This is a genomic window from Natronocalculus amylovorans, from assembly GCF_023638035.1.
In the GTDB taxonomy this organism is placed as follows: Archaea; Halobacteriota; Halobacteria; order Halobacteriales; family Haloferacaceae; genus Natronocalculus; species Natronocalculus amylovorans.
The window spans coordinates 34,618-58,829 of the sequence record NZ_JAKRVX010000002.1 but is presented as its reverse complement, the minus strand read 5'-3'; the positions used below and the strand labels follow the sequence as shown (position 1 = coordinate 58,829).

26 protein-coding genes are annotated in these 24,212 nt (G+C 52.6%); 18 read left to right on the top strand and 8 right to left on the bottom strand.

The window, feature by feature from the left end:
• The first annotated feature begins 48 nt into the window (after nt 1–48).
• Nucleotides 49–234 carry a 30S ribosomal protein S17e gene (locus AArcSt2_RS04565; protein ID WP_174654206.1) on the top strand — a complete coding sequence of 62 codons (186 nt, stop codon included), beginning with the start codon at nt 49–51 and terminating at the stop codon, nt 232–234.
• Between the two features lie 45 nt (nt 235–279).
• Here AArcSt2_RS04565 and AArcSt2_RS04560 read toward each other — a convergent pair whose 3' ends face one another.
• Nucleotides 280–1,665 (bottom strand): NAD(P)/FAD-dependent oxidoreductase, encoded by a 1,386-nt coding sequence (locus tag AArcSt2_RS04560; protein WP_250583248.1) that lies wholly within the window; start codon nt 1,663–1,665, stop codon nt 280–282.
• Between the two features lie 108 nt (nt 1,666–1,773).
• Here AArcSt2_RS04560 and AArcSt2_RS04555 point away from each other — a divergent pair, with 108 nt between their 5' ends.
• Together AArcSt2_RS04555 and AArcSt2_RS04550 are read left to right on the top strand one after the other, a co-directional pair.
• Nucleotides 1,774–2,721, top strand: a complete 948-nt coding sequence (locus AArcSt2_RS04555) for a D-2-hydroxyacid dehydrogenase (protein WP_250583246.1) — start codon at nt 1,774–1,776, stop codon at nt 2,719–2,721.
• A 53-nt stretch (nt 2,722–2,774) separates the two neighbouring features.
• The gene (locus AArcSt2_RS04550; protein WP_250583244.1) at nt 2,775–3,779 is read left to right on the top strand and encodes a sodium:calcium antiporter; all 1,005 of its coding nucleotides are present in this window, start codon (nt 2,775–2,777) and stop codon (nt 3,777–3,779) included.
• Here AArcSt2_RS04550 and AArcSt2_RS04545 read toward each other — a convergent pair.
• Complete coding sequence (locus AArcSt2_RS04545) at nt 3,776–4,519, bottom strand: fumarylacetoacetate hydrolase family protein (RefSeq protein WP_250583242.1); 744 nt, start codon at nt 4,517–4,519, stop codon at nt 3,776–3,778. The genes AArcSt2_RS04550 and AArcSt2_RS04545 overlap by 4 nt on opposite strands.
• Nucleotides 4,520–4,614: 95 nt before the next feature.
• Here AArcSt2_RS04545 and AArcSt2_RS04540 point away from each other — a divergent pair, with 95 nt between their 5' ends.
• On the top strand, nt 4,615–7,596 hold the full coding sequence (locus tag AArcSt2_RS04540; protein ID WP_250583240.1) for an FAD-binding and (Fe-S)-binding domain-containing protein: 2,982 nt from the start codon (nt 4,615–4,617) through the stop codon (nt 7,594–7,596).
• 227 nt (nt 7,597–7,823) lie between these two features.
• Here AArcSt2_RS04540 and asd read toward each other — a convergent pair whose 3' ends face one another.
• Complete coding sequence (gene asd / locus AArcSt2_RS04535; RefSeq protein ID WP_174654200.1) at nt 7,824–8,864, bottom strand: aspartate-semialdehyde dehydrogenase; 1,041 nt, start codon at nt 8,862–8,864, stop codon at nt 7,824–7,826.
• A 226-nt stretch (nt 8,865–9,090) separates the two neighbouring features.
• Here asd and AArcSt2_RS04530 point away from each other — a divergent pair, with 226 nt between their 5' ends.
• Nucleotides 9,091–10,689: a Na+/H+ antiporter NhaC family protein gene (locus AArcSt2_RS04530; protein ID WP_250583238.1), complete on the top strand. Its 1,599-nt coding sequence runs from the start codon at nt 9,091–9,093 to the stop codon at nt 10,687–10,689.
• Between the two features lie 271 nt (nt 10,690–10,960).
• On the opposite strand, the gene AArcSt2_RS04525 is transcribed toward AArcSt2_RS04530, so the two are convergent.
• Entirely contained in the window at nt 10,961–12,220 is a 1,260-nt protein-coding gene (locus tag AArcSt2_RS04525) for a magnesium transporter (protein WP_250583236.1), read from the bottom strand.
• Between the two features lie 226 nt (nt 12,221–12,446).
• Here AArcSt2_RS04525 and AArcSt2_RS04520 point away from each other — a divergent pair, with 226 nt between their 5' ends.
• The 3 genes from AArcSt2_RS04520 (at nt 12,447) to AArcSt2_RS04510 (ending at nt 14,614) form a co-directional block, all read left to right on the top strand.
• Nucleotides 12,447–13,877, top strand: a complete 1,431-nt coding sequence (locus AArcSt2_RS04520) for a DUF4397 domain-containing protein (RefSeq protein ID WP_250583234.1) — start codon at nt 12,447–12,449, stop codon at nt 13,875–13,877.
• Nucleotides 13,878–13,980: 103 nt separating this feature from the next.
• Nucleotides 13,981–14,265, top strand: coding sequence for a winged helix-turn-helix domain-containing protein (locus AArcSt2_RS04515; protein WP_250583232.1), 285 nt, complete (start codon nt 13,981–13,983; stop codon nt 14,263–14,265).
• Nucleotides 14,266–14,311: 46 nt separating this feature from the next.
• Nucleotides 14,312–14,614, top strand: a complete 303-nt coding sequence (locus AArcSt2_RS04510; RefSeq protein ID WP_174654197.1) for a DUF8036 family membrane protein — start codon at nt 14,312–14,314, stop codon at nt 14,612–14,614.
• Nucleotides 14,615–14,630: 16 nt separating this feature from the next.
• On the opposite strand, the gene AArcSt2_RS04505 is transcribed toward AArcSt2_RS04510, so the two are convergent.
• Complete coding sequence (locus tag AArcSt2_RS04505; RefSeq protein ID WP_425493645.1) at nt 14,631–15,644, bottom strand: PGF-CTERM sorting domain-containing protein; 1,014 nt, start codon at nt 15,642–15,644, stop codon at nt 14,631–14,633.
• 459 nt (nt 15,645–16,103) lie between these two features.
• On the opposite strand from AArcSt2_RS04505, the gene AArcSt2_RS04500 reads away from it, so the two are divergent.
• From AArcSt2_RS04500 to AArcSt2_RS04465, 8 genes are all read left to right on the top strand, one after another.
• Nucleotides 16,104–16,313: a hypothetical protein gene (locus AArcSt2_RS04500; protein WP_250583228.1), complete on the top strand. Its 210-nt coding sequence runs from the start codon at nt 16,104–16,106 to the stop codon at nt 16,311–16,313.
• 46 nt (nt 16,314–16,359) lie between these two features.
• Nucleotides 16,360–17,637, top strand: coding sequence for a histidinol dehydrogenase (hisD, locus tag AArcSt2_RS04495; RefSeq protein ID WP_250583226.1), 1,278 nt, complete (start codon nt 16,360–16,362; stop codon nt 17,635–17,637).
• 67 nt (nt 17,638–17,704) lie between these two features.
• Entirely contained in the window at nt 17,705–18,070 is a 366-nt protein-coding gene (locus AArcSt2_RS04490) for a HesB/IscA family protein (protein ID WP_174654193.1), read from the top strand.
• Nucleotides 18,071–18,133: 63 nt separating this feature from the next.
• On the top strand, nt 18,134–18,379 hold the full coding sequence (locus AArcSt2_RS04485; RefSeq protein WP_174654192.1) for a DUF5816 domain-containing protein: 246 nt from the start codon (nt 18,134–18,136) through the stop codon (nt 18,377–18,379).
• A gap of 79 nt (nt 18,380–18,458) precedes the next feature.
• Complete coding sequence (locus AArcSt2_RS04480; RefSeq protein WP_250583224.1) at nt 18,459–18,800, top strand: DUF7116 family protein; 342 nt, start codon at nt 18,459–18,461, stop codon at nt 18,798–18,800.
• A gap of 75 nt (nt 18,801–18,875) precedes the next feature.
• Nucleotides 18,876–19,076, top strand: coding sequence for a dodecin (locus AArcSt2_RS04475; RefSeq protein WP_174654190.1), 201 nt, complete (start codon nt 18,876–18,878; stop codon nt 19,074–19,076).
• Nucleotides 19,077–19,135: 59 nt separating this feature from the next.
• Complete coding sequence (locus tag AArcSt2_RS04470) at nt 19,136–20,500, top strand: bifunctional metallophosphatase/5'-nucleotidase (protein WP_250583222.1); 1,365 nt, start codon at nt 19,136–19,138, stop codon at nt 20,498–20,500.
• 89 nt (nt 20,501–20,589) lie between these two features.
• Nucleotides 20,590–21,009 (top strand): universal stress protein, encoded by a 420-nt coding sequence (locus AArcSt2_RS04465; protein ID WP_174654188.1) that lies wholly within the window; start codon nt 20,590–20,592, stop codon nt 21,007–21,009.
• Between the two features lies 1 nt (nt 21,010).
• Here AArcSt2_RS04465 and AArcSt2_RS04460 read toward each other — a convergent pair whose 3' ends face one another.
• The 3 genes from AArcSt2_RS04460 to AArcSt2_RS04450 form a co-directional block, all read right to left on the bottom strand.
• Nucleotides 21,011–22,147, bottom strand: coding sequence for a DUF63 family protein (locus AArcSt2_RS04460; protein WP_250583220.1), 1,137 nt, complete (start codon nt 22,145–22,147; stop codon nt 21,011–21,013).
• A 65-nt stretch (nt 22,148–22,212) separates the two neighbouring features.
• Nucleotides 22,213–22,662: an Lrp/AsnC family transcriptional regulator gene (locus AArcSt2_RS04455; RefSeq protein WP_174654186.1), complete on the bottom strand. Its 450-nt coding sequence runs from the start codon at nt 22,660–22,662 to the stop codon at nt 22,213–22,215.
• A 51-nt stretch (nt 22,663–22,713) separates the two neighbouring features.
• The gene (locus tag AArcSt2_RS04450) at nt 22,714–23,517 is read right to left on the bottom strand and encodes an inositol monophosphatase family protein (RefSeq protein WP_250583218.1); all 804 of its coding nucleotides are present in this window, start codon (nt 23,515–23,517) and stop codon (nt 22,714–22,716) included.
• Nucleotides 23,518–23,604: 87 nt separating this feature from the next.
• On the opposite strand from AArcSt2_RS04450, the gene AArcSt2_RS04445 reads away from it, so the two are divergent.
• Complete coding sequence (locus AArcSt2_RS04445) at nt 23,605–23,877, top strand: DUF8101 family protein (RefSeq protein ID WP_250583216.1); 273 nt, start codon at nt 23,605–23,607, stop codon at nt 23,875–23,877.
• A 56-nt stretch (nt 23,878–23,933) separates the two neighbouring features.
• Nucleotides 23,934–24,197, top strand: coding sequence for a hypothetical protein (locus tag AArcSt2_RS04440; protein ID WP_174654183.1), 264 nt, complete (start codon nt 23,934–23,936; stop codon nt 24,195–24,197).
• Nucleotides 24,198–24,212 lie beyond the last annotated feature (15 nt).

The following is a 24,212-nucleotide window of genomic DNA, read 5'->3' as shown; positions in this document are numbered from 1 at the left end:
GAGATGCGGAACGAATCGTTTTAGTGCGGGACAAATAAATTACCCCGTATGGCAATCAAACCGAAATATATCAAGCAGCTCGCCACCACCCTGCTTGAGCGCTACCCACAGGCGTTCAACACGGACTTTGAGACGAACAAAGAGAACGTCACACATCTCACAACGATCGAATCAAAAGGTGTCCGGAACCGCGTTGCCGGGTACATCACCCGAAAGAAAGCAGCAACAGTCTGAACAGTCGATTATTCTTACGACAGACAAACACAGTGAGCAACGCGGCTAATACACGTACTCGTCAGCCGTCAGCTGCACATAGTCCTTCTTGCGGAACGATCGCTTCCGTTTTTTATACTTGTATAGCACCTTCATCCCACTGAGTCCCGCCGTGACTTTTTTATTGAGTGATCCGAGACCGCCATCACCAAGCATATCGTTCGTCATTTTGAACGTTTTGTCCCAGTCGGCTGGGCCATACCCCCGAACCAGATCGGCGAATGTGACGTTTCTGAGCACCTCATCACCGATTGCATCTCGCCACTTATCGTTGTATGTCGAGAGATCGCCATCAGCGGCAAGTTCGCCAGCGATTGCACCGGTTCGAACCGCAACGTGATCGCCGCCTTCGTGGAATGCAGACGTTGCGCCCATCGCACCACCAGTCACTGCAATACCTGCATCAACTGGTGACTCGATCGGTTGCGTCGAAGAGATCGGATATGTTTCCGTCCCGTTTCGTTTGCCACGGTCCTCGACAAGTGGGAAATCCGTGTCAATATCGTACTCGTCGCCGTACTGCCACTCCAAGAGCCGACGGATGTATGTCTTCCCCTGTGGAATTCGTTCATCTTCCGGATGGAGCAGTGCGTACTCTCCACGGTCTTCGATTGCATCAATATCGAGACCGATCGGCATTGTCAGCCCGACACGACAGACGTGGTTATCGTTCGGGAAGACCCACGGATAGGCGGTGTGTCCCGGCATGACACCCCACCAGAATTTGATTGCGTGTTGGACCTCCTCAAACACCTCTTTCGGGAACCGCCGATACTCCTGATACGCAATATGGTTGGCTTTCGGCGAGGCAAGCCGTTCTGATGCCTTCTGTCCGTCAGGGAGAAACGTATCAAGCACACGGTTGGTGACGGTGCGCTGTGGACCGTCCGCAAGGATCAGATAGTCCGCGCCGATAAGATCTCCTGCTCCGATCGTCAGGGTATGTCGTGGATCATCACCAGTGGCGTCAAGGTCAGTCTCGACACCTTTGACCGACGCTTTGATACGATACTCTGCCCCGGCGTCTTCTGCTCTCTCGCGCATCCAATCATCAAACCCTGCACGGAAGAATGTGTAGCCAAAGTGTTCATACGATGCGTCGATTCCTGTTGATCGGAGGGTAACGGATTCGTTCGGGCCAACAAACTCTGCGCGATCAAGCGTTTGCAGCACGATTCCATCATCGAACTCATCAGGATGGATATCCATGATATCTACCCAGTAGTCGAGGATGCCAGCAGCATCGGTTGAGTCAGGGCCAAGTCGTTCTCTGTCCGCCCGCGGTACTCCCTTTTCGAAGACGACCGCGTCGGCACCGTTTGAGGCCGCAGCATGCGCTGCTGCGGTCCCGGCTGGGCCACCGCCAACGATCGCGACGTCTACGCGTTCCATACCCTGAACGGGCCGTGTTTCCCTATTAAACGCTCCGAAGCATCCCGGAGGTTACCTGATTGAAACTAAAATGGCTGCATTGATAGTCTTCGTGTCTGATACTATTGTATGGGCACGCCAGAAATTGTTGTAATGCGCCAGAAGATTCACGGACTTTCCGCAGAGACGTATGCGGCGGCGCTTCAAGAAGAGCTCCCCGAACGGGAGATTGCAATCGCAGAGACACCAACTGAAGAACAAGCGCTACTCAAAGATGCACGCATTGTAACCGGATTTACAATAAGCGAATCACAGCTTGAGCAGGCGGAGAATCTCGAACTGTTCGCGTGTATCTACGCGGGGACGGGACACCTTCCGATGGAGCTACTGAATGAGCACGATGTTGCAGTGACAAATGCATCTGGTGTGCACGGGCCGAATATCGCCGAGTATGTCATTGGGTCACTCATTATGCAAGCACGAGATTTCCCACGGGCAATGCGCCAGCAGAATGAGCACGTCTGGCGATCGTTCGAAACACGTGAGCTGCAGGATAGCACTGTTGTGATTGCCGGGCTTGGTGCGATCGGAACAGCGATCTGTGAGCGGTTGGAACCGTTTGGTGTTAAAACGGTTGGCGTTCGGTACAGCCCAGAGAAGGGCGGGCCAACTGATGAGGTGTATGGGTTTGACGAGATACATACCGCAGTTCGTGATGCGGAGTATCTTGTCCTTGCCTGTCCGCTTACGGATGCGACAGAAGGGCTCATCGACGCGGACGTGTTCTTGACGATGCCATCAAACACAGTGCTTGTCAATATCGCCCGTGGCCCGGTTGTTGATGCAGATGCACTCGTCTCTGCGCTTCGATCGAATCGAATCGCAGGCGCGGTGTTAGATGTCACCGACCCAGAGCCGCTTCCACCAGGGCATCCGCTTTGGGACTTCAACAACGTCCAGATCACACCACACAATGCAGGTCACACGCCATACTATTACGATCGGCTGAGTGAGATTCTCAAAACGAACGTGGAAGCGCTCGAAGACGGAACTGAGCTACAGAACCGAGTCAACTGACCGACCTGACTGTTCCAGAATACCTATTTTCGTTCATCAAGATAGCTGAAACAGTGAGTGTTGTTTCGCTGTTGGCGTTGGCGATCGCCTCAACCGCGGTCATCTGGAAAGGAAGCGAGCTGCTTGAGCGATCTGCTCGTCGGCTCAGTAGGCACTATGGGATACCTGCGGCAGTCCACGGGGCGGTAGTCGTCGCAATTGGATCGAGCTTTCCGGAACTGAGTTCGATCATTATCAGTACACTCATTCATAATGAGTTTTCACTTGGGGTGGGTGCGATTGTGGGGAGCGCGATTTTTAATCTGCTCGTGATTCCGGCAGCCTCAGCAGCGGTCAGCGAAAAGTTCAGTACGACCAGAGATATCGTTCATAAGGATGCGCAGTTCTACATCATTAGCATCCTTGTGCTATTTTTAACGTTTGCACTCGGTGCGACCTATATTGAAGGCGGAACAGACACAGAAGCAATACTAACCCGTCCGCTCGTTCTCATTCCACTGCTTACCTATGGTGTCTACGTCTTTTTACAGTTTCAAGATACGCGGGATTATGTGTCACCAGTGACACCGGATATTGAACTCAAAAAAGAGTGGGCAACACTGATTGTTGGGCTTGCAGTCATTGCGATCGGTGTTGAAGGAATTGTCCGTGCGGCACTTGGCTTTGGGTCGTTGTTTGGTGCATCCCCATTTCTTTGGGGGCTGACTGTTATCGCAGCCGGAACGAGTCTCCCTGATGCGTTCGTGAGCGTCCGTGCAGCTAAACAAGATGAGGATGTGACAAGCCTGACAAATGTCCTTGGCAGCAATACGTTCAATCTGCTTGTCGCAATTCCTGTCGGCGTTCTCATCGTGGGGACAACAACGGTGAATTTTGCGCTTGCGATCCCGATGTTAGGCTTTTTGGCATTTGCAACGATCGTCTTTGTTGTCTTCACTCGCACTGATCTTGAGATTACCAACGCAGAGGCGGCGACATTTATTGGCCTCTATCTGTTGTTTTTGTTGTGGATGTTCCTCGAAACTGCTGGGATAGTTAATACCGTTCAAGGAATTTAGCGCTGCCAGTGCAGCGGTGTATTTGGCTTCTCACCGATCGTATTCGTTAATGTTCCAACACCGTCATACGTAATCTCGATCGTATCACCGGGCACAACAAGCCCCGGATTTGCCGGACTCCCAAATGCAATCGCGTCCCCCGGCTGAAACACGAACCGCTCGGAGAGATAAGAGACGATCTCGAACGGATCAAACAGCATGAGTTCAGTGTTTGCTTCTTGGCGACGCTCACTGTTAATATCAGTGTGCATGTCGATCGAAGTTGGATCCAACTCAGTTTCGATCCACGGCCCAAGCGGCCCTGAGCCGGTGAACGCTTTTCGAGCAGTCCGACCCTGCTGATCTAGCGCATCAAGATCGTTCATAATCGTGTAGCCACGGATCACATCTTTTGCGTCCGCTGGCGAGACTCGATGGCACTGCTCATCAATCACCGCGACAAGTTCGCCAGCGTATGTGAGTTCGTCGGTGAACGACGGATACGCAATCGTTGTATTCGGCCCGGTAAGCGATGCGGACGGCTTGATAAAGAAATCAGGCTCCTCCGGGCGATCGTACGACATCTGCTCCAGCGTTTCCGCGTAGTTCCGCCCGACACAGTAGATTGCGGTCGGATCGCATGGCGAAAGCAGTGTTGCCTCTGCTCCAAGCTCATACGTCCCATCCTCGGTGTGGACCTGCGTCTCGCTTAGTTCGCCTGTCTGTATCCCATCCGCTGTTTCGACCCGTGCAATGCGCATACCACCTATTATATAGAACGTTCAAAAATGATACTGGTCTCTGCTCAGTTCAATCGACTACATGATTTAACACGATTAATAACAAGGTTTACTGCATGGCTGTCGAGCACGCTCCGACTGAGCACATACACGTTGATACCACACCGTCACCAGCGTGGGACGATGCTGCTGCAGCACTCAACACGGAGCTTTCCGGCGAGGTTCGATTTGATGAGTATGCACGCGTGTTATATGCCACTGATGGGAGCATCTATGGTGCCCAACCCGCAGGTGTTGTCTTTCCACACGATACCGCGGATGTGCAATGCGCACTAAAAATCGCCGATCGGTTCGGTCTCCCTGTCCTTGCCCGTGGTGCAGGAACATCGCTTGCAGGACAAGCCGTCGGTCCCGGCTGTTTGGTGCTTGATCTCTCACGGCATCTCAACGACATTATCTCGATCGACCCGAAAAACAGACGGGTAACAGTCCAACCGGGAGTGGTTCAAGATGATCTAGACGCGGCACTCGCGCCGCATGGACTCAAATTTGCGCCGGATCCGGCATCTTCAGCGCGAGCAACCGTTGGTGGCGGTATCGGGAATAACTCAACAGGCGCACATTCGGTTCGGTATGGGATCACTGACGCCTACACCGAGTCGTTGACAGTCGTTCTTGCAGATGGCTCTGTCATCGAAACAAGGGAGGTGATCTTGGATAGCGACGAGTGGGAGTCGATCGTCTCACAATCCACGTTGGAAGCCCAGCTATATCAGACGGTCAGAGAGCTTGTTGAGTCAAATCAAGCGGAGATTGATGCCCGCTATCCAACGCTGAAGCGATCGGTCTCCGGCTACAACCTCCACAAAGTGGTATATGAAACCGAGTCAGGCGATCGCGCAATCAACCTCTCAAAACTCTTTGTTGGCGCGGAAGGAACGCTTGGCGTCGTTGTTGAAGCGGAGCTCTCACTTGTCACAAAACCTGAACACACTGCGCTTGCGCTGTACTGTTTTGATGATCTAATTGCCGCCATGGCTGCGGTTCCAGTCGCGCTGGAGCATCCGGTAAGCGGTGTTGAGTTGATGGATGAGGAGGTGTTTGCGCTTGCAGAAGACTCCACTGCGTATCGTGAGTATGCCGCACAGATTCCAGATGGGACTGCCGCGTCCTTGCTAATCGAGTTTGACAATGAGGTCATTGGTTCCGGCGATCGATCGGCATTTTCGGATGCGATCGATGCACTCAGTGCGGAGCTGCTTGTTTCCGGCGATGCATTCGATGTGGTTGAGGCATACGACGACGCCGAACAGACCGATCTGTGGAATCTGCGAAAGGCTGCAATCCCACTTCTGATGAGTCTCGAAGGTGATGCCAAGCCGTATCCGTTCATTGAGGATGCATCAGTTCCTCCTGAAGAGCTCGCAACGTACGTAGCTGAATTCCGCGATATTCTCGAAGACCACGGTACATCTGCAGCGTATTTCGCGCATGCTGGAAGCGGGACGCTTCATATCCGTCCGATCCTCTCGTTGAAAGAGACTGATGGGATCGAAACGATGCATTCGATTACTGATGCCGTAACCGATCTTGTGTTAGAACACCATGGCGCGTTCTCAGGTGAGCATGGCGATGGGCTTGCCCGTACGGAGTTCAACCCCAAAATGTACGGTGACACGCTATGGACTGCGTTCCAAGATCTCAAAACAGCATTTGATCCGGAGTGGCGAATGAACCCAGGAAAAGTTGTCTACACCGACTCGGACCCGACAGATATGCGGGAGCATCTTCGATACGGCTCCGAGTATAAGACTGTGGGCTGGGAGACAACGCTTGATTTCTCCGAGGAGGGTGGCTTCTCACACCTTGTCGAACTCTGCAACGGCTGTGGAACCTGTAGACAGACCGGCTCCGGAACGATGTGTCCGACCTACCGAGCGACCAAGGATGAACAGCAAACAACGCGCGGTCGGGCAAATATGATTCGAGCCGCAATCAGTGGGGAGCTTCCGTCGGATGCGCTTCATTCAGCGGAATTTCACGATACCATTTTGGATATGTGCATCGGCTGTAAGGGCTGTAAACGAGACTGTCCAACTGGTGTGGATCTGGCTAAACTTAAAGCCGAAATCAAACACAAAACACACGAAGAACGAAGTCCATCGATCCGCGATCGACTCTTTGCAGATATCGAACGCTTCTCGAACCTTGCAAGTACGCTTGCACCGCTCTCTAATATCGGTCCGAAGCTCCCCGGCGCTCGCTGGGTCATGGAACAGACACTGGGCATTGCACGCGAGCGTGAGCTGCCATCGTTTACCCAAACCACGCTTGTGGATTGGTTTGAGACTCGAGGTGGATCCACGGTCTCAACGTCGGATGCAACCGATCGTGTACTGCTGTTTCCGGATACCTACACAAACTACAGCTATCCGGAGCCAGGAAAAGCAGCGGTCCGGGTGCTTGAAGCCGCAGGCGTCTACGTCGAGATTCCAACGCATCTCGAAGTAAGCGGTCGTGCTGCGTACTCACTGGGCTTTTTGGACCGCGCACAAGCTGCTGCGCAGACGAATGTTGAGCTGCTCCGCCCGTTTGTTGAAGATGGCAGGTCGATCGTCTTTGTCGAACCATCGGACGCAGTTATGTTCCAAGATGAGTACCAGTCACTCGTTTCAGGTGAAGACACCCAATTGGTCGGGGCAAACGCCTACGGTGTTTTGGAGTACCTTGATATCTACAGACGAGATGAAAACGTCTCCGTGACTCCACCAGCGGAATCTATCGCCTATCATGGTCACTGCAACCAGAAAGCGCTCTCAAAAGATCACCACGCACCTGCGGTGCTCGATCGGCTCGGATTTGACGTATCAGTGCTCGATTCGGGCTGCTGTGGGATGGCGGGCTCGTTCGGCTACGAAACAGAGCACTATGAACTCTCACAGTCCATCGGGTCAATACTGTTTGCGCAGGTCGAAGAAAACGGTGCAACAACAGTGACTGCCCCGGGCGGATCGTGTCGATCACAGCTTGGCGATCGAGGACAGGAAGCGATGCCACCGCACCCGATCGAACTTATCGATCGTCACATCTCGCTGTAGGATGGGCCCAGTTATATAATCTGAGAATCGGTGCATATCATATTAATATGCGATGCAGTCTACCCGATGATATACACTGCCGTGGTTTCGCTATCTATGAATTCGGGTCAACAGCTGATGGAGAACGATGAACGTGGGATGCTATCGACGACAGCAGTTGTAATCTTGTTTATCATTTGTATTTCGATCGCCTTTGTCGTCGCTATTCACATCTTTTTTTAACAGCGTTAGATCCAGCCTTCTTCAACAAGCAGCTCACCGTTGAGCACGCTTGCACCGGCTGCGCCGCGAACTGTGTTATGTGCTAAACAGTTGTATTTGAGGCCTTGTGGCGTCTCCGTAATGCCCCCTGCGGAGATCTGCATTCCGTTCTCTCGATCGCGATCGAGTCGTGGCTGTGGGCGATCCGGTTGATCCTCACCAAAGACATGAATAAGCTGTTCAGGTGCGCTTGGAAGATCAATTCCGGGATAGTTCTCCATTGCGTTGCGAGCATCTTCCGGTGTGACGTCGTCTGCAAGATCAACAAAGACGCTTTCGAGATGGCCATCAAGCGTTGGGATTCGGTTACAGGAGGCGTTTACTTCTGCACCGTGCATCGACAGCTCTGCACCATCGAAGGATCCAAGCAGCTTGCGCGATTCCGTCTCCATCTTTGGCTCCTCGCCACCGATATGTGGAATTGCGTTATCAATGATCTCCATTGACGTTACGCCTGAGTAGCCTGCACCAGAGACTGCCTGAAGCGTTGTGACGTGCACGCGATCGAGCCCAAACTCATCAAGCGCTGCAAGCGTCGGCACCATCGTGATCGTTGAGCAGTTTGGGTTTTTAATGAGTGCGCCATCCCAGCCACGGTTATCGCGCTGGACTTCAATGAGGCCGAGGTGATCACCGTTAATTTCTGGGATCGTCAACGGAACATCTTCGGCCATTCGATCGTTCGAAGAGTTCGATGAAATAACAAATCCTTCTTCGAGGAACTGCGGTTCAACCTCTGCGGCAACACCTGATGGAAGCGAGGAAAACAGCAGATCAATATCATCCGGAACGTCAGCAGGGTCTGTTCGTCCGACCACAATCTCTGCGACATCCTCCGGGATTGGCGTGCTCACGCGCCATTTTGCCGCTTCTTTGTAGGTTTTACCTGCACTTGCTTTGCTTGCAGTGAGCGCTCCGATTTCAAACGTTGGGTGCCCGTCGAGGAGCTGGATGAACCGCTGTCCGACTGCGCCCGTTGCACCGAGAATACCGACTCGTACTGTCATTGTATGTGGATGGGTGGCATGGGATAAGTGGGTTCGGATTCGCGCCTTTTTCACCAAAAAATCGGGAAGGTTGACAGAATCATCGGCATCTACCGCTCAAAATATTACATTTTATATCGAAGGCCGATTCGCGCTGATAAACTAACGGCAAGTGGTACGTTTTTCTGAATTGACTGTATTGCTTTGCTGAAAAAGTGTTACCACGAAACACAGTGACATAGTCAGCATGTCTGAGTTTGGCGCACTATCGTTGGTACCACCGCTGTTGGCAATTATACTGGCGATCGTCACCCGAAAAGCGATCCTTGCACTCTTTTTAGGTGTCTGGTCAGGAGGTGTGATCTTCACTGGGAGTGTGGGACTGGTACAGACGTTTGACTGGATCGTTGCGGCGATCGCTGACGAGTTCCACGTTCAAATTCTCATGTTCACCCTCTTTTTGGGCGCTGGCGTGGCGTTTTTGTGGCGATTGGGTGGCTCCTATGCGATCCGCGATTGGGCGATCGATCGGCTTGATTCCCAACGGAAGGTTGGGCTTGCGGCATGGGTTCTCGGTATTGCAATGTTCTTTGATGATTACGCAAATACGGCGATCGTTGGCTCTTCAATTAAAGATGTCTCAGATCACATGCGCGTCTCTCGCGAAAAGCTCTCATATATTGTCGATTCTACGGCTGCCCCGGTTGCAACCCTTGGAATCTCCTCGTGGGTTGCCTTTCAGCTCTCGTTGATCGGTGATGGGTATGCGGAAGCAGGCTTCGAACCTGGCGAGCATCCAGCAGCGTTTGAGGTATTTATTCAGTCGATCCCGTTCAATGCGTATTCGCTGCTTGCGATCTTTATGGTCGCTCTAATTGTCATCTCGCGGCGTGATTTTGGTGAGATGCTGACCGCAGAACACCGATCCTGGCAGTCCGGTAATGTGAACCGTGAGGGTGCACGGCCAATGCAGGATGTTGAAGCAGAGCTTGGAGAGCCGAATATTGAGAATCCGATGCTCCGATCGTTCTTTGTCCCGATTGGTGTCTTGCTCGTCGTAACACTCTCAACCGCAGTCTGGACTGGCTATGCTGCCGGTGCTGCTGACCTGCAGGGGGCGATCGTTGATGCAGATTACGCTGCTGCGTTGGTGTATGGCTCATTTGCAATGATTGTCAGTGCAATCGTGATTGGGCTTGTGTATGGGTTGCTTTCGATCGGAGATGCAGTCGAGACCGTTGTTGATGGCTTTGGCCTCATGCTGACTGCAGTGACGATTTTGGTACTTGCGTGGTCGATCGGTGAGGTTGTCTCCGCACTAGAGACTGGTGCGTATGTTGCAGCCATTGCAGATGAGACGCTGCCACCGGCGCTGTTACCCGCTGTTGTGTTGCTCCTTGCGGCGTTTATTGCGTTTTCAACTGGCACTTCGTGGGGAACAATGGGGATTTTGACACCGATCGCAATTCCAGTGGCATGGTCACTTACTGGAGACCATACAATGGTTGCAGCAGTTGTTGGAACGATCTTCTCTGGCGCAATCTTCGGCGATCACACATCTCCGATTTCAGACACGACAGTGCTATCGTCAACCTTTACCGGTGCAGATCTGATCGATCACGTCCGCACACAGATGTATTACGCGGTGACCGTCGCGGTTGTGGCGATCGGACTGCTTATTGTATGGGGCACAACGGGGATTTCGATGTTCATCCTGTTGCCGATCGGTGTGGTGCTGCTCGTTGGGCTTGTGTATGGACTCTCGACAGTAGATGCACGGCGAAAAGGAGTGACACCAGTCGCAGTTGCTGCCGACCGCACCGAGCAGAATGAAGACAGTCGGTGACGGAAATGATATACACCGTCACCGTCAACGTACGTTTGCGTGCCCTAGTCCCCGGCGTAGTAGTCCCAGATGGGAGCGATGACCGCACGGAGAACCCAGGCGCGCAACAGACGGCCGTTGCACCGTAACGCAACTACCTGGCACGAGGGTTTCCCGGCTGACGCGGCATGCCGCCTCGGGATGATGCTGGACGTTAGTGTCCTGGGTAACATTTTAGACTGAAGTCACCAGAGTAAAAAAGTACGTTTAGCAACCGGAGTGTCTCAGTTGCTTACAACAGGACTGCCTGCGCCAGTCCGAGGAAGACGAAAAAGCCAAGCACATCAGTGGCGGTGGTTATAAAGATCGTCGCAGACGTGGCGGGATCGTATCCTATTCGATCGAGTATCAGTGGGGTGAGTGCACCGAAGAAGCCCGCAATAACAAGGTTTGCGACCATTGAGATGCCGATAACTGCCCCGAGTAAGAGACCAAACTCGCCGAAGGAAAAAGCGATTGCGATCACAGCAACGAGCAACCCAGTGATCATACCATTGACGGCACCAGCAACAACTTCATTGAAGATGACACGCTTGCCAGTGTTGAGCGATACTTCACCGAGTGAAACCCCACGAACAGTGACCGCCATCGCTTGTGTGCCTGCATTACCACCCATTCCCGCAACAACTGGCATGTATGCTGCCAAGATTGCGACCGCCGCGATCGTTGACTCGAACAAACCAACTACCGCTGCGGCCATGAACGCGGTTCCGAGGTTGAGGATCAACCATTTATATCGTCGGCGCACCTTCGCTCCCGGACCGTCAAGAACGCTTTCTTCTTCAGCGACGCCCGTGAACTCATACAGCGTCTCACCCCGTGCCTGTTCGACCATCCGTAACAGGTCTTCGGCATGAATTACACCGAGAATATCTTCGTCTTCATCGAGTACAGCAACGGCACGCTCAGGGTTTTGTTTGAACACTTCAATGACTTCCTCGTCATCACGATCGTAGCGGATGTGCGGTGTCTCTCGGACATAGTCGGTGAGCGTCTCAGTTTCGTCGTCGGCCACGGACAGCACTGCACCGGGAAGTTCGCCTTGTAATTTTCCATCGGCAGTCACAAAGATCGTCGGAACCTCGCCCGTTCTGTCTTCGAATCGACGAACGCGTTCAATCACTTCGGAGAATTCCTGTTTTTCATCGACAGTGACGTAGTCGAGGCTCATCAACCCGGCCGCACTTTCGGGGCTAAAAGAGAGCAAAAAATCGACTTTTTCACGGCGTGTATTATCAAGGGTGGCCAGCAGCGCTTCACGTGTCTCTTCATCAGTAAACCAAAGAACTGCAGTCACCTCGTCCGGATCGAGCCGGTCGATAAACGTCTCCAACTCAGACTGGCTCATGTCAACGACAAGATGTTCTTGTACCTCTTCAGGGAGTGCAAAGAATACGTTCCGCCACTCGCTTGGTGGTAACTCTGTGAACGGATTCGATGGCTCCGAAGACATCGCAATTGTCTCCTGTATGTCCGGTGCGTGCGGAGTCATGTGCATGGCAAACAACGGAAGCAATAAAATATGACTGATAACGGTATAATATGAGTATCGGCAGACAACATTCTGTAGTCAACTAATCTATATTTACTACTTACAGACAGATTAATACCAACTACTCACAACATTTTGGAGCAATTTTGGAATAAACTCGGAGGTACTTGGGTTGAAGTTGGGAAATATGTCATATATGTGTCAACCGTATCGATAGGTGACCGTTATGGTTGATATAAAACGACGTGCAGTACTTACTGCTAGTGGTGTGGTTCTCGTTGGAACGCTTGCTGGATGTAGCGGTGCAGACAATGGGAATGGATCTGGAAACGGTGATACCGAGCCAGAGCCGACAGAAACTGAGACGCCCGAAGAGACGCCCGAGCCCGAAGAGGAGGCAACGGTTCGCGTCGCGCATCTCTCACCGGATGCGCCGGACGTCGATGTCTACGTTGATGGCGACGCCATCCTCGAGGATGTTCCGTTCCGTGCAGTGAGTGAGTATCTCGATCTTCCTGTCGGAAGCTATGAGGTGACAATCACCGCTGCAGGCGACCCTGATACGGTTGCATTCGAGGATACACTAGACGTACCGGAAGGCGACTTTACGGTTGCCGCGATCGGTGAGCTTTCTGAGGAGAATCATCCGTTCTCCCCACTGGTTCTTGAGGACGATCTCTCCGATCCAGGCGATGAAGCACGAGTACGTGTCGTTCACGCATCTCCAGATGCACCAGCAGTCGACGTGACCGTCGAAGAGACGGGTGACGTACTTGTCGAAGATGCAGCCTTCGGTGATGCAGCCACAGTAACGGTCCCAGAAGGCGAATACACGCTTGAGGTGAGACCTGCAACCGAAGACAACGACGGTGACGTTGTTGCAACGTTCGATGTTGCAGTTGCAGAGGGAAGTGTGTACACCGCCTTTGCAGTTGGCTACCTTGACCCTGACAGTGCCCCCGCTGACGAGGCCTTCGATCTCGAAATCACGCTTGACGCTGGTTCAGGTGGTGAGCCAGCGGAAGATGCAGACGCATCACTCCGAGCAGCACATATGTCCCCTGACGCACCAAATGTGGATGTGTACGTCGATGGAGATGCCGTCTTAGAGGATGTTCCATTCCGAGCAGTGAGCGACTACCTCTCACTCGAAAGTGGCGAGTATGAGGTGAAGATCACCGCTGCCGGAGATACGGATACGGTTGTCTTTGATTCGGATGTCCCGCTTGAAAGTGGAATGGCATACACTGCTGCAGCGATCGGTGAGCTGTCCGAGGAGAACCAACCGTTCGAGGTTGCGTTACTTGAGGACGATCTCTCCGATCCTGGTGAAATGGCACGGGTCCGTGTGGTCCATGCATCACCGGATGCACCAGCAGTTGACGTGACCGTCGAAGAGACAGGCGACGTGCTTGTCGAAGATGCGGCCTTCGGTGACGTGGCAACTGTCGAAGTACCAGAAGGAGCGTACACACTTGAGATCCGACCTGCAACCGAGGACAACGATGGTGACGTTGTTGCAACATTCGATGTTGAACTGAGTGCTGGGTGGGTGTACACAGCATTCGCAGCAGGCTATCTCGAGCCTGAAGATGCTCCTGCTGATGAGGCGTTTGATCTTGAGATTGCTGTCGATCTGGAGCCGGACAACGAATAGCAATCAGTCTCAAAGTAGTCTGTCATGTGTGCTGTCGTGTTCGAACGGTAATTGTTCCGTTCACACAAGCGTTTAGGTTGTTCCCCCTCGTTTGTTGAAATGAATGGAGGGTGTACTGTGGTACCTGCTTGCAAGCTCACGAGGGGCAAAAACCCGAGTCCGACTGCTTCGTGCGCTGGAACACCGACCACAGAATGCAAATCAGCTCTCGAACGCGCTTGAGATGGATTATAGCACAATTCGACACCATCTCAAGATCCTCGTCGAGAATAATATTCTCCAGTCGGCTGGGAACGGTTATGGTGAAGTGTATCTGTTCACTGAACAAGCAAAACAGAACTGGGACACAGTTGAGCGGATACTCAACACAGTGGAAGGTGAGGAGTAATGGGTGGGGAAAGACGCAATACAGCGGTTGATGGTGGTAGGTACGTATGAGTCTCTTACTGGATATTGCGCGTGTTGCAGCGATCGTCAATATCGTACTGTTGCTCTCGTTAGTGTACGTTTGGCTGCCAAACTACCGCCGGCATGGCGCACCGCATACGCTTGGCCTGTTGGTGTTTTCGGTGTTTTTGCTCTTGCAAAACAGCCTGTGGATCTATCTGTATGGATTTCACGGAGAGTTCATCGGCTGGTTCCTCCGATCAGACCTCGATATCCAGGTTGGCGTAACACTGCTATGTGCGCTTGAAACGCTCGCCCTACTCTTTTTGGTTCGAATAACGTGGCGGTAACCGGTAACCGGTCGAACTAGCCCCGACGTGTAATCGACCACCCAACAACGGCCATGACCAACACTGTACTCGCCAATCCGAGAATCACCCAGATGCGTGGGCGCTCATAAGGCGATGATTCGTCTGCGCCCGCAACGGCTTCGGTTTGCGTGTCATTTTCTTCGCCGGTTGCCACATCTGTTGGGGTTTCATCCGTTTGTGTCTCTGTGTGAGTCGGAGTTGCCTCCTCAGTTGGCGTTTGAGTGTCTGTCTCGACTGTCTCTGCTAGTTGGAGCACAACAACAACCTGCCCGTGTGAAGCATCCGGCTCGTAGGTCCATCCCCCACCAGCGTCCTCGTATGAGACCGCATCGTCGATCGGATGAACATCCGTGTTCCATGCACTGTGTGCGTGTTGAATGTAGCCTACGACTTCGATCTGATCTGAGTATGGTCCATCAATTTCAACCTCGCCGTAGCTAACTGTTCCATCTTCTGGGAGACCATGGAACTCAATACAGTGACTATCGAGATAGCCATCACCTTGTGGGAGATCATCAGCTGTACCGAACTGATCTGCATCAAGAGGCCGTGAGTACTGCTCTGTCAGGGGATACTGAACAGTCATTGGATCCGCAGCACTGTGCCATGACAGGGAGTCGCCTGTTGGAACTGTCACCGTTGTACCGGGGACTGACTCGCCAACGATCGGCTCACCTGCCTGATTGTAGAGCGCGACACAGATCTTTCCGGACCCATCTCCAAGATACGGGCTTCGGTATTCATCACGCGGGTTGACGTAGCTAACCCAACTACCATCGCTGGCTGCGGCTTCAAAATACGGTTCACCACGTTCTGGAACCTCCTCATAGTATCCGTCTTCCGAAACGGACTCATTCTCTGTCATCTGTTGCGTTACTGGTGTAGCGGAGTCTGCTGCACCACCGACTGTTGTAACACCCAGCAGGCAGACCAGCAGCACAACAACGAGTACACCAACGTAACTCGGGTTTCGCAATCGTGTCTTGGTTATGGGTTGTTCTTCAGTCATGTCGTTTTATGTAGAGGTGCAATCCGATGCCGCAAACAAGCCCAAGCAACCCAAAAGTAGGTAGTAGGCCAGTGGTCCGATCGATCTCGGTTGAAAGTGGTTCACTGTCTTGTGACTCCTCAGTGGCGGATTGCTTAGCGATGTCGTCTGTGGGTTTATCTTCTTGATTTGAGTGCGACATATATTGGATATGGGCACAGATCCCCTGTGTCCCGGAAGTTCAGTTAGCGAACGCACACTCACGCGTACGTTCACCGACGATTCGAACTGAATCGATCCTCAACAGGTAGGTAGATAGGTATAAATTAACTACTATAACTGTAGGAACTGACTGTGAACAATATGTATCTGAGTAGTAACTAGCTACAACGTACCAGCCTATCCAAAACGGTCGTTTCAACGGGGTGCGTCCCTAAGCCACAGCGGAACGTTCATCACGTTCTCACGCCGAACTGTGGCATGGACCGGAGCCGCTTCGTCACACTTGCGCTCGCTTCATTCGGGCTCATTTTTCTGAGTTTCATCATTCGGGGGACAACCCGGATTTTCCTCCCATATTCTATCTCGCTCGCGCTTGCTGCGCCGATCGTACTCCTCGCGTTTGGACTGATGTGTTATCTGTTTATCTGGGGCCTTCTCGACATCACCGGAATCAGATCAATTGACTAAGTAATGTGATGGAAACGGTTTTTCGACGCCCTCTCCAAGCGAGTGTATGAACGTTACGACGATTGCTGATCTGTCTCCATCCGAACGGAGCGCGTTTTTTGAGCGTGATGCAGGTATTGATGCCGTTCGGGGAGATGTTCGCGATATTATCGATCGCGTTCGAACGGAGGGTGATGTTGCGGTTCGACAGTTTTCTCGGGAGTTTGATGGCGTCGAGGTTGGCAATATTGATGTGACTGACCAGGCCGAACGCGCATATACTGAAATTGATACGGAAACTCGAGCAGCGATCGAACACGCCGCCGCAAACATCCGCGAGTTTCACGAACGACAACGGCCAGCAGACTGGCGAGAATCGTTTGACGGTCGGGAGTTAGGCCGACGCTATCGACCGCTTGAACGTGTGGGTGTGTATGCCCCGGGTGGGACCGCAGCATACCCATCCAGCGCGCTGATGGGTGTTATTCCAGCGAAGGTTGCAGGGGTTGAACACGTTGCTGTCGCCACCCCGCCAGCTGAGCCAATAAATCCGGTCACGCTTGCAGCGATTCACGTTGCGGGTGCTGATGCAGTGTATCAGGTTGGTGGCGCACAGGCGATCGGTGCGCTTGCATACGGAACCGAAACCGTGACTGCAGCGCAGAAAGTTGTTGGGCCAGGGAACAAATGGGTGACTGCCGCGAAGGCAGCGGTTCGAGGCGATGTCGAGATTGACTTCCTTGCAGGCCCATCTGAGGGACTGGTACTTGCTGATGAGACTGCTGATGCGACGACCGTTGCTTCAGATCTGGTTGCCCAAGCCGAACACGACCCAAACTCCTCGGTTGTTGCAGTGACAGATGATGCGTCGCTTGCAGCCGAGATTGCCACTGAGGCCGATCGCCAAGCAGGCGAGCGTGACCGATCAGAGACGATTCGAGCAGCGCTGACAAACGATGCAAGCGGTGTGTTGCTTGCCCGATCGATGTCAGAAGCGGTGCTGTTTGCTGAAGAGTATGCCGCGGAGCACCTCTCGATTCAGGCAGCGGATGATGAAGCCCTACTCGACCGGATCGACTCTGCGGGCAGTGTCTTTTTAGGGCCGTTTACGCCGATCGCCGCCGGCGACTATGCATCCGGCACAAACCACGTACTGCCAACGAACGGTGGTGCGAAACGGTTCGGTGGGCTGTCAGTTGATACGTTTATGCGATCGACAACGGTCCAACGGCTGTCCGAAGATGCGCTCGCAGAGCTGACAGAGACAATCACAACGCTCGCAGAGGCAGAGGGGCTTGACGCACACGCCGAAAGTGTCCGCGTACGCTTTTCGGACGAATCGTAACCACCGTTGGTTTCGCTGTGTGTGGCTCGGCGTCACAGTTAACATCCTTGAGCCGATATCTGTCTGTATGAGTACTGAATCGATCGACGGAACGTCGAGTACCGCCGTCGAAGTGACACCAGCAGCAGCCGACAAGGCACTTGCGCTGTTGGAGAGCGAAAATATGGACACCGATGTGAGTGGCCTCCGGCTGTTTGTTCAACAAGGCGGCTGTGCGGGACTCTCGTACGGAATGCGATTTGACACCGAGCCCGAGGAGAACGATACGGTGACTGAACACCATGGGCTCCGTGTATTTGTCGATCCTGCAAGTCTGAACTATATTGGCGGCAGCCGGCTTGAATACGAAGATGGGCTACAGGCTGCAGGGTTCACTGTTGAGAATCCAAATATCACCGCAGAATGTGGCTGTGGTGAAAGTTTCAGAACGTAAGAGCAGAACAGGACCCGCTTTTTCACCTACAAAATTAAATCGCCGCTGAGCGATACAACTAGTATGGCACTTGAATCTGCAACAACTGAACGCGGCGAGTCTGTCTTTATTGATCGATCGGACGCAGAGCGTGGCAGCGAAGCACCATTTTATGCGGTCTACTCCAGCAAAGACAGCAGTAACCGTTGGGGCTATGTCTGTTCAAACTGCGAAAGTTTTGATAATGCGATGGATACCATGGGTAAGATAGAGTGCAATAACTGTGGGAATATCCGGAAGCCCGAAGAGTGGGACGCAGCACACGAATAATTTCACTATTGGTGATATTCCTCCAGAGAAACTGATTTGTGCGAACCTTTATCACCCAACGGTCGCAATCTGAGTCTAGATGGCAACTGTTACCATGCCACCAAGCGAGGAGGCGAGAACCGTATTCAAACGCCTCGGATACGCCATAGACGAGGAGGAAATGCAATTTATTGCAGAACGCAAATGGCGGCGCGTGCTTGTCACACCAATGTGTGAAAGCGACGTGGAATCACCCGAACGACTTCTTGAAGGTGAGGATACAACAGACTATCCACGGCTTCGGTGTTTCGTTACATGGAAACAGTCAGCAGAAACACTTCTCACATATCTTCGGTCAGCAAAGCCACCGTATGATTGGGCAATAATCGGCGTCGACAGAGACGGCGACTTTGAAGTTGTCTACCCACATAGTTGGGCCTGATCGCAGCGACACCACGGACCTGTCACTGTTGTACCACCTACGTTTTTACCACTGTGCCGCGAGATAGCATGTGCAATGGTATATAAGAAAGTTACACTGATTGGTAAAAGCACAGAAAGCTTCGATGACGCAGCGGACGATGCGATCGATCGAGCAACTGAGACGCTCGATAACGTCCACTGGATTGAAGTCAAAGAGCTCGGTGTTGAACTCGCAACCGTTGAAAATAGAGAGTATCAGGCGGAAGTCGAGGTTGCATTTAAACTCGAAGATTAGGTGCTGCGCGCCGAGCAGAAGCCGACGGTTTGAAGCAGCCACCAGCACCACTCTGTCATATGGTTCGGCTTCTCCACTATTCTGATATCGAGAATGTTTACGACGATCCGACACGAGTTGGCCGGTTTGCAGGACTTATTTCCTCGCTGAGCGACGCGAATTCGCTCGTTGTTGGAACTGGTGATAACACCGCACCTGGTGTTACATCACTCGTCAGCGATGGGCGGCAGGCACTTGATCTGTATCGACAGATCGGTACCGATGTTGCAACGTTTGGGAACCACGATTTTGATTATGGGCTTGCTGCAACGATCGATCTGGTTGCAGATGCACCACAGACGTGGGTGAATGCAAATATCCGTGATTCGGACGGGGATCGATTCGGTGCAGATGTCGGTGTGGTTCCAACCACAACTCGGACGGTGAATGGCTCTACTGTCGGGTTTTTTGGTGTTACCGATCCTGCAACACCCTCAATAAACCCAACTGCTGCTGATCTTGTCTTCGATGATCCAATAGATGCCGCAGCACGCGCAGTGGCAGAGCTCCGCTCAAAAGATGTTGATTACATTGTTGCCCTGTCGCATCTGGGCGCTGGAGATGATGCGCTTGCAGAAGCGATCGATATTGATGTAATTCTTGGTGGGCATGTCCATCGCGAACGAATTGATCAAATCAATGGGACCGTTCTTACACGGCCAGGTGTGAATGGCCACGCAGTGCTTGAGGTTACACTGAGCGGTGACGATGTCACGGTTAAGCGCCACGACGTTGCTGGCGCTCCTGTTATCGAGTCAGTGAAACGTTCGCTCCAGCATCGCCTTGAGTCAGCTGGTGTCGATACGGTTGTTGGTCATGTTGAGACGCCGATCGTTCGCGATCCAGAGACGGTTCATGGTGGTGAATGTCGAATCGGGAACTTCGTCGCGGATGCATATCGGTGGGCCGCAGATGCAGACGTTGGACTGCAAAATAGCGGTGGAATTCGATCGGGGCCGCCACTCAACGGTGATGTCACGGTTGCAGATTTTATCAGCGTTATTCCGTTCGAGGAGCCGATTGTCACCGCAGCAGTAACTGGTGAAGAGCTGTGGGAACTGTTTGAACAGCTTGCGGTATCAACCGTTGATTTCGGTGAGGATGAGTGGTGGCACGGCCACATCAGTAATGCAACCGTAACGTGGGATGCCGCAGGGGAAACGCTTCTCGATGCAGCAGTTAATGGCGAACCAGTTGCTGAAGATCGGACATACACTGTCGCCACCGCAGAGTATCTGCTCCACTCCGATCATGAGTTCCCAGCGATCGATACACACCATCACGTTTCTGACCATGGTGTACAACATGAGGTACTCGCAGAATATGCGAGGCAGTTCGGGATTACCCCAACAGTAAGCGATCGGATCCGCTTCACCGAGCCATAGTGCCTATAGTCCATCTATGTGTTGATTGGTAACATAAGCCTTCCATCAGCAGTGTTGCTTTTACCTTCACGCAGCGAGAGTTGTATGTAATGACGCTTGTCGTGGTTCCAGTTCGATATCCCTTAACCAAACATTCAGAGGCAACTGTTGGAGAGGCGATTCGCGTTGCCGAGGACCGGGATGCAGAGCTGACCATTCTCCATGTTGATCTTTATCAGAATAGTACGCATGCAACTCGGACCGAACTCAAACGCGCAGTTGAGCGGCGGTTTGGGCGAATTCCTACTGCACGATACGTCGTTAGAAAAGGGTTTCTTGTCGAAGAGACGATTCTCGAAGAGGTGGCAGCGGAAGGTGCAGATGTCGTTGTGATTGGTTCAAAACAGGCCGGTCGCTGGCGGCGAATGGTGCGAAAGTTCCTCTCAGACCCAGATATTGACTCGTTCCTTCGTGAAAAATTGGACTGTACCGTCATTACCGTGAGTGCAGCCGGAAAAGTTTCCTCTTAGTTTACACACCGAGGGTTGCACGGAGGAAATCACGGGTCCCCGGTCCAAGCCCGACTGCAAGTACCGCAATCAATAACACCCACGAGTATCGCGGACTTTCCTCAAACATTTCGGGTTCAAACAGCCAGACAACGAACAGTGCTGCACCAACCTTCACAAAGAGGAACGGCCATGCGGTTCCGATTGCTGCAGAGACTGATGCCGGTTGTACAGCACTCATTAGATCAATGATCGCCCCGTTGACGACGTGTTTTGGCGAGTAGTTTGGAATGCCAAGCTGACTCGACCAGTCCAAACTCAGAACGTTTGCAACACCGTCAACTGTGTGGCCCCAGACAACGATCGCACCGGCAAATCCAGTTCCAGCATTGATGTGTGGTGCATAGTTTTGTGTCACATACCATGTGATTGCCGTAATTACTGTCGCTCCGCCGAGCGTGATGATTGGAACAGCCCAGACAACATTGATCACCTCTGTTGTCGCCGCAACATACCCGTAGTAGACGAGTGTTGCACCGAACGCAAGTGAACCGATCGCTGCAAGTGGATACTCATATCGGCTTACAAGCTCTTGTCGCTCCGCACCGACAGAAATCAGTAGTGCGATAAGCGTGATTAAAAAGACAGTGAAGTAGATAAACGGACTAATTAGAAACGCGCTCCATGGGAACGGAATCAGTGCTTCGGCACCGCCACCAAGTGCAATGCCGACATCTTCAACGGTTCGAAGCGATCCACCAAAGAGCATGAACGGAAACAGTGCAAAAAAGAGGCCAGGTTCGTCACCAATATCGAGGCGACGGATAAGGAACACAATACCAACCAGCATTAACACCAAAATAAGCGCGTAGCTCAGTGTCGAAATTGTAGTGTATCCAGGCTCCGCAACCACGCCGGTTGCAGTTGCACAGTCGTTTAGACTGAATAGCAGTGACGTTTCCCCACCAGATCGGACCGCACAGGACGCACCTGCACCATCTGCAACAACGGGGCCCCAGAAATATTTCCACACAAATCCATCATACACAGTCTGTGGGAACAGTGCAGATCCTCCAATGAGCGCTGCAAGGAGGGCAAGCACTGTTCCACCCCAGAGTGCTTCTGGATCTTCAGACAGTCGATCGGAGACAGCAGCCATATTCACATACGAGAGGACGAGGGAATTTAGTATTGCGGTCGTGTGCGCTGAAAGAGCACACCGAACTAAATCGGCGGCCCGGCTGATTCGTAATCCGTTCCAAGAATAATCATCGTCTGCGATCGTGAGAAGCCATCCATTGCAGCAACGTTATCAAACATCAGATCTCGAAGTGCGTCTGTATCTTTTGCATACACACGAAGCATGACATCCCACTCACCAGTTGTCAGATGGATTGCTTGGACACCGTCGATCTCACGGAGTCGAGACAGGGCATCTTCCTCTCTTCCTTGTTCAACACGGAGTCCGACAAGCGCCGAGACGCCGTACCCAACTTTTTTCGCGTCGACATCTGCGTGATACCCGTTGATCACGCCTGCGTCTTCGAGTCGGCCAACACGATCGTGGACGGTCGCGCTTGACATTTCAATCCGGCGTGCAATCTCGCTAAACGGTGTTCGCGCGTTTTCTTGGAGAATACGGAGGATCGCTCGATCCGTGTCATCTAGTTCCATATCGGACATTTGCGTATACCATTATTTGAGCCTCCAAACTGAAAACCTTGCTCAGTCATCCAGTTGTTCAATCGCACGGGTCGCTTGCAATACTTCGCCGTGGATAGCCCCACTTGATGCAACAAGGCCAGTGGAATCGTGTCTCCACCGATCGCCATGAATGTCAGTCACCATGCCACCTGCGGAACGAATAAGGTGGACTCCAGCAACGGTATCCCACGGATTTGGCTGGATGTTCGTATTCACACCATCAAGCGATCCGGATGCGACAAGCGATAATGCCGCTTGCGCACAGCCATATCGCCGCAAATCGCCGAATTGGTGGACGATCGCACTCGTTGCCCGAGCATACTCATCTCTGTTGTCGAAATCCCACCAGATAGTTGGACAGACTGCACATCGCTGTGGATCCTCTTCTGTTGAAACTGCAATTGGCTCGCCGTTTCTGTAGGCTTGTGTCTCATCTGCGGTGTAGGTGTCACCAAGCGCGGGGAACACGTTCGCAGCTGCGACCGGCTCGCCATCGATAACGGCCGCTACAGCAGTCCCCCACAGTCTAATATTTCGGACATAGTTGTTTGTTCCATCAATCGGGTCAATAACCCACGCGGGACCGTTATCTGGGACTGATTTGAGTTCATCATCTTCCTCACCGACGATCGCATCGTCTGGAAATGATTCTTTGATTACCTTGATGACTTCTCGTTGGGCCAGTCGATCGGCTTCGGTGACGACATCCGTCTTCCCGTCTTTTGTCTCAATATCGATTCCGGTGCGAAATCGGTCCATCGCAACTGCTGCACCAGCGTTGGCTGCCGCAGCCGCAACAGTCGATCGACGCGGCGATGTTGTCATGTGCATACTCTCTCAGTCGCGGTGGTATAGACTCCGGTTTCGATCGTTTTTGTAGCTTTTTTGTTCTCCTCGCGTCTACCGACTGCCGTGAGTGACGACCTTCCTGAAGACGTGTCTGATACGCTGGTCCAACTGCTTTCGGAAGCCGAATCAAGCGCACGAACGGGAAACCGATCGGACGTACTACCACTTCTCAACACTGTCGAGACGGTTGTGACTAACAAACTCCCACCCGGACAGACTCGAGAACAACTCTTACATGGGTGTGATACTGTCCGGCCACTACTCGGTCACGAACCGCTTGTTGCCGCTGAATATCTCCGATCGATGTGTCGAACGATCGATCGTTCGCGAGAGTAATTTACTCAATTCCGAATCAGAGTAAATTTATAAGGAACGCTATGGAATGTACGAGTATGCACCCGGAGGAAGCGGTGAAACAAGTACGATACGTGATTGATGCAAGCCTTGATGAAGAAGGCAACCGGACAGCTCCAATGTATGGACAAACGTTCGAACGCGTCGCCACGGAAGGCACCGGTCAAGACGTAACTGTGCTTGCAGACCGGATTGGTCGCGCCTGCCGCGATGGCAACCGACCGCTCCCGGCTGAAGCAAATATGCTTGCTGATGAGGTCCTCTCACAGCGGACCCTCACTGACGGCGGTAAAGACCAGTAGTCAATCGTCAATCAC

What these genes read in the sequence shown, in the direction of transcription:
- AArcSt2_RS04565 (WP_174654206.1), top strand. Translation starts at nt 49, where the DNA reads ATGGCAATCAAACCGAAATATATCAAGCAGCTCGCCACCACCCTGCTT.
- AArcSt2_RS04560 (WP_250583248.1), bottom strand. Translation starts at nt 1,665, where the DNA reads ATGGAACGCGTAGACGTCGCGATCGTTGGCGGTGGCCCAGCCGGGACC.
- AArcSt2_RS04555 (WP_250583246.1), top strand. Translation starts at nt 1,774, where the DNA reads ATGGGCACGCCAGAAATTGTTGTAATGCGCCAGAAGATTCACGGACTT.
- AArcSt2_RS04545 (WP_250583242.1), bottom strand. Translation starts at nt 4,519, where the DNA reads ATGCGCATTGCACGGGTCGAAACAGCGGATGGGATACAGACAGGCGAA.
- AArcSt2_RS04540 (WP_250583240.1), top strand. Translation starts at nt 4,615, where the DNA reads ATGGCTGTCGAGCACGCTCCGACTGAGCACATACACGTTGATACCACA.
- asd (WP_174654200.1), bottom strand. Translation starts at nt 8,864, where the DNA reads ATGACAGTACGAGTCGGTATTCTCGGTGCAACGGGCGCAGTCGGACAG.
- AArcSt2_RS04530 (WP_250583238.1), top strand. Translation starts at nt 9,091, where the DNA reads ATGTCTGAGTTTGGCGCACTATCGTTGGTACCACCGCTGTTGGCAATT.
- AArcSt2_RS04525 (WP_250583236.1), bottom strand. Translation starts at nt 12,220, where the DNA reads ATGACTCCGCACGCACCGGACATACAGGAGACAATTGCGATGTCTTCG.
- AArcSt2_RS04520 (WP_250583234.1), top strand. Translation starts at nt 12,447, where the DNA reads ATGGTTGATATAAAACGACGTGCAGTACTTACTGCTAGTGGTGTGGTT.
- AArcSt2_RS04515 (WP_250583232.1), top strand. Translation starts at nt 13,981, where the DNA reads ATGGAGGGTGTACTGTGGTACCTGCTTGCAAGCTCACGAGGGGCAAAA.
- AArcSt2_RS04510 (WP_174654197.1), top strand. Translation starts at nt 14,312, where the DNA reads ATGAGTCTCTTACTGGATATTGCGCGTGTTGCAGCGATCGTCAATATC.
- AArcSt2_RS04505 (WP_425493645.1), bottom strand. Translation starts at nt 15,644, where the DNA reads ATGACTGAAGAACAACCCATAACCAAGACACGATTGCGAAACCCGAGT.
- AArcSt2_RS04500 (WP_250583228.1), top strand. Translation starts at nt 16,104, where the DNA reads ATGGACCGGAGCCGCTTCGTCACACTTGCGCTCGCTTCATTCGGGCTC.
- hisD (WP_250583226.1), top strand. Translation starts at nt 16,360, where the DNA reads ATGAACGTTACGACGATTGCTGATCTGTCTCCATCCGAACGGAGCGCG.
- AArcSt2_RS04490 (WP_174654193.1), top strand. Translation starts at nt 17,705, where the DNA reads ATGAGTACTGAATCGATCGACGGAACGTCGAGTACCGCCGTCGAAGTG.
- AArcSt2_RS04485 (WP_174654192.1), top strand. Translation starts at nt 18,134, where the DNA reads ATGGCACTTGAATCTGCAACAACTGAACGCGGCGAGTCTGTCTTTATT.
- AArcSt2_RS04480 (WP_250583224.1), top strand. Translation starts at nt 18,459, where the DNA reads ATGGCAACTGTTACCATGCCACCAAGCGAGGAGGCGAGAACCGTATTC.
- AArcSt2_RS04475 (WP_174654190.1), top strand. Translation starts at nt 18,876, where the DNA reads ATGGTATATAAGAAAGTTACACTGATTGGTAAAAGCACAGAAAGCTTC.
- AArcSt2_RS04470 (WP_250583222.1), top strand. Translation starts at nt 19,136, where the DNA reads ATGGTTCGGCTTCTCCACTATTCTGATATCGAGAATGTTTACGACGAT.
- AArcSt2_RS04465 (WP_174654188.1), top strand. Translation starts at nt 20,590, where the DNA reads ATGACGCTTGTCGTGGTTCCAGTTCGATATCCCTTAACCAAACATTCA.
- AArcSt2_RS04460 (WP_250583220.1), bottom strand. Translation starts at nt 22,147, where the DNA reads ATGGCTGCTGTCTCCGATCGACTGTCTGAAGATCCAGAAGCACTCTGG.
- AArcSt2_RS04455 (WP_174654186.1), bottom strand. Translation starts at nt 22,662, where the DNA reads ATGGAACTAGATGACACGGATCGAGCGATCCTCCGTATTCTCCAAGAA.
- AArcSt2_RS04450 (WP_250583218.1), bottom strand. Translation starts at nt 23,517, where the DNA reads ATGACAACATCGCCGCGTCGATCGACTGTTGCGGCTGCGGCAGCCAAC.
- AArcSt2_RS04440 (WP_174654183.1), top strand. Translation starts at nt 23,934, where the DNA reads ATGCACCCGGAGGAAGCGGTGAAACAAGTACGATACGTGATTGATGCA.